Source organism: Hydrogenophaga sp. 70-12 (genome assembly GCF_001897365.1).
Taxonomy (GTDB): domain Bacteria; phylum Pseudomonadota; class Gammaproteobacteria; order Burkholderiales; family Burkholderiaceae_C; genus Hydrogenophaga; species Hydrogenophaga borbori.
Map to the genome: position 1 here is coordinate 1 of NZ_MKSS01000043.1, position 3,655 is coordinate 3,655.

A 3,655-nucleotide genomic window follows, 5' to 3' on the forward strand; every position below is an offset into this window, starting at 1 on the left:
CCGAGACGATCTTCAGGTCGCCCGAGCGCTGCAGCAGGGTGATGACCGGGTCGAGGTTGCTGATGGCGTCGATCTGGCCCGCGCGCATGGCGGCCACGGCGCCGTTGCTCGCCCCCACGCCGACGATGCTGACGTCGCTGGGCTTGAGGCCGGCCTTGGCCAGCACGAAGTTCACCAGCACGTTGGTGGAGCTGCCCGGCGCGGTCACGCCGATCTTCTTGCCCTTGAGGTCGGCCACGGTCTTGAAGTTGGCCATGGTCTTGGGGTTCACGCCCAGCACGATCTGCGGCGCCAGGCCCTGCAGCACGAAGGCGCGCATGGGCTGGCCCTTGAACTGCATGTTCACCGTGTGCTCGAAGGCGCCCGACACCACGTCGGCGCTGCCGCCGACCACGGCCTGCAGGGCGCGCGAGCCGCCGGCGAAGTCGACGATGGTCAGGTCCAGGCCCTCGTCCTTGAAGTAGCCCAGCTGCTCGGCGATGGTCAGCGGCAGGTAGTAGAAGAGGTTTTTGCCGCCCACGGCGATGGTGCACTTGGGCTTTTCCAGGCCCTGCGCGGCGGCGAAACGGGGCAGGGCGGCGGCGGCGAGGCCGCCGGCGACGAAGTGGCGTCGTTGCATGTCGGGTCTCCTGAGGGGCGGGGCGGGTGGCCCCGCTGGGGTGGTGGCCCGGCGATGATAGTCCGGGGGGTTTCCCAGTCGCGCGGCGCGGGACTGGGGATTGCCCTTAGCCCCGCCTCAGGCCGCCTTCAGGCCACCGGCAGCCCGTCCACGAAGACCTTGAGCTCCTCGGGCGCGAAGGGGGTCCACACCTCGTTGCGGGTGAGCGGCGTGGTCACGATCACCGCCGCGCGGTCGCCGGGGTGGTTGAGCTCGGCGAAGTTCACCGTCCAGTCGCGGTCTTTCAGCGTGGCCAGCGAGAACGGGTGCTGGCGCACCAGCCAATGCAGGTGGGTGCTGCAGTGCGCCCACAGGGCTTCGCCGTTGGAGAGCAGGAAGTTGAAGCTGCCGAAGCGGCGCACCTGCGGCACCAGTTCGCGCAGGGTGCGGGTGAGCTCGTCCACGCTGGGCAGGGACGCGTGCGACTTGGCCATTTCCTGCATCAGCCAGCAGAAGGCGCGTTCGCTGTCGGTGCTGCCCACGGGGCGGAAGTGGCTGTGCAGGTTCGGCTCGTAGTCTTTCAGGTCGCCGTTGTGCGCGAACACCCACTGGCGGCCCCAGAGCTGGCGCACGAAGGGGTGGGCATTCTCCAGCGCCACCTCGCCGATGGTGGCCTTGCGAACGTGGGCGATGATGTTGCGGCTCTTGAGCGGGTAGCCCTGCAGGAAGGCCGCCATGGGCGAGTCGTGCGCGCTGCGGTGGTCGATGAAGAGGCGCAGGCCCTTGCCCTCGAAGAAGGCGATGCCCCAGCCGTCGGCGTGGTGGTCGGTCTTGCCGCCGCGGTCGCAGAAGCCCGTGAAGCTGAACGACGCGTCGGTGGGCGTGGCGCAGTTGAGTCCCAGCAGTTGGCACATGGCGCGGATTCTGCCCTTTCGCTGGCGGCCTATCCCCGGGCAGTATGCCGTTCGGGCGGCGATGGCGGTTCGGCGGGGCCCGGGGGCTTCAGCCGGGCGGCGGCCAGCAGGGCCAGCGCGCAGATGGCCGCGAGCATGAGGAAGGTTTCGTCGAAGGCCGCGAGGCGCGCCGGCGTGGTGGGCGAGGCGTCGAGCGGCGCGCCGTGCGCGGCCAGCCGCCACTCCAGGAAGATGCCGCACAGGCTCACGCCCGCCGCGCCCCCCAGCATGCGCAGGAAGTTGATGACGCTGGCGCCCTGCGGGATGTGGGCGTGGCCCAGCCCGCGCATGGCGCCGATGTTGAGCGAGGGCAGGATGAAGCCCAGCCCGATGCGCCCGACGATGGCCCAGAGCACCAGCAGCGGGATGATGCGCGCCGCGTGCTCCAGCCGGATCGTGACCATCAGCGCGAACGAGGCCGCCAGCAGCACCAGGCCGATGCACACCAGGCGGTGCGTGGGCTGGCGGTCGGCCAGGCGGCCGACGCTGGCGATCGTCACCGCCAGCACCAGGCCCGAAGGCAGCAGCACCGTGCCCACCACGGAAGGCGAGAGCTGCAGGCCCATCAGCATGTACACCGGCAGCAGGTAGGTGGAGCCGAACAGCGCCACGCCGTAGATGAAGGCCACCAGGCTGCCCATGGCGAAGCGGCGGTCGGCGAACAGGCTCAGGTTCATCAGCGGCTCGGGCCCGTGCGCGTGGCGGTGCGCCTGCAGCATGCGCCGCGCCAGCCAGACGAAGACCAGCAGCAAGGCGCCGGCCGCCAGCAGCAGCGTGGCCGCGGTGAGCGGCGTGCCGCCCTGCAGCTCCACCAGGCCATTGAGCAGGCACAAGGTGCCCGCGGCGGCCAGCAGCAGGCCGCGCCAGTCGAGCGCGGCGCCCGCGCGGTTGGCGGCCTGGCCGCCGGGCGCGGAGGTGGGGATGAGCTTGCGCGCCATCCACAGCGAGGCGATGCAGAACGGCACCACCATGAAGAAGATGGAGCGCCAGCCGAACCAGTCCACCAGGACGCCGCCGATGCTGGGCCCCAGCGCCGGCGCCAGCACCACGCCCATGCCGAAGACGCCGCTGGCGCGGCCCTGCTCGGTCGAGTCGAAGGCGCGCAGGATGATGATGGCCGGGATGGGCTGCACCACGCCCGCCGCCAGGCCCTCGGCCACGCGCGCGGCCAGCACCAGCGGGTAGTGGTTGGCCAGGCCGCCGGCCATGCCGCCCACCAGCAGCAGCCACATGCAGCCCGAATAGGTGGCGCGGTAGCCATAACGCGCCAGCAGCCAGGGCGTGGTGAGCATGGACACGGTCATCGCCGCCATGAAGCCCGAGCTGACCCATTGCGCGCGCTCCTGGCCCAGCGTGAAGTGCTGGCTCATGTCGGGGATGGCCACGTTGACCACGGTGGACGACATGATGGACGCCATGGTGCCCACCATGACGGCGAGCAGCAGCAGCCAGCGGTAGCGCGGTCCGTAGCGTTCGCGCAGCGCGGGCAGCCCGTGGGGCGAGGGCGGTGGTGCGGGCGGTTCGCTCATGGGCGGGGTGCCAGCGCCTGGCGCACGCAGGCCTGACAGACGCAGGCCTGGCGGCGCGCCGCCTCGGGGATGCGGGCGAGCAGCTCGGGGCTGAAGGTTTCGCTCACGCACCAGCACGGTGGCTGCGGCTCGCCGGTGGCCTTCTCGATCTCCACCGCGCAGCGGTTGTCGCCGCCGCACAAGGGGCAGCGCGTCGCGTCGATGGGGGTGGGCGGGTGGGCGGGCATGGGAGGGAGTATCCGCCGCGCCATTGTCGCCGCTGCGCGGGACGGGGGCGATCAGGGGTGCTCGGGGTCCTGGAAGAGCTCGATCACCAGTTCGCGGAACCAGCGTTGCAGGGGGTTGTTGTGTGTGCGGTCGTGCCACAGCAGCACGACCCCGAACGGCTCCAGGTCCAGCGGCGGCTCGAAGATCTCGATGTCGGTGAACTGGGTGAACCCCTTGGCGACCTTCTCGGGCACGGTAGCGATCAGGTCGGTCTGCTCGATGATGAAGGGAATGCCCAGGAAGGTGGGCTTGGACATCACCGTGCGCCGGGGGCGGCCCGCGCGCTCGAGCGCCTGCTCGATCTGCGC

General features: G+C 70.9%; 5 protein-coding genes. All 5 read right to left on the bottom strand.

Annotated features, from left to right (window positions below):
- The coding region (locus BGO22_RS03190; RefSeq protein WP_286848880.1) for an ABC transporter substrate-binding protein at window positions 1-619 on the bottom strand (619 nt) is incomplete at its 3' end.
- A gap of 128 nt (window positions 620-747) precedes the next feature.
- Window positions 748-1,512, bottom strand: coding sequence for a class II glutamine amidotransferase (locus BGO22_RS03195; RefSeq protein WP_070400848.1), 765 nt, complete (start codon window positions 1,510-1,512; stop codon window positions 748-750).
- A 29-nt stretch (window positions 1,513-1,541) separates the two neighbouring features.
- Window positions 1,542-3,080 (bottom strand): MFS transporter, encoded by a 1,539-nt coding sequence (locus tag BGO22_RS03200; RefSeq protein WP_070400847.1) that lies wholly within the window; start codon window positions 3,078-3,080, stop codon window positions 1,542-1,544.
- Window positions 3,077-3,307 carry a cysteine-rich CWC family protein gene (locus BGO22_RS03205; RefSeq protein ID WP_070400846.1) on the bottom strand — a complete coding sequence of 77 codons (231 nt, stop codon included), beginning with the start codon at window positions 3,305-3,307 and terminating at the stop codon, window positions 3,077-3,079. Before BGO22_RS03205 ends, BGO22_RS03200 begins: the two co-directional genes overlap by 4 nt.
- 51 nt (window positions 3,308-3,358) lie before the next feature.
- Window positions 3,359-3,655: LysR substrate-binding domain-containing protein (locus tag BGO22_RS03210; RefSeq protein ID WP_502686421.1), on the bottom strand; the 297-nt coding region annotated here is incomplete at its 5' end.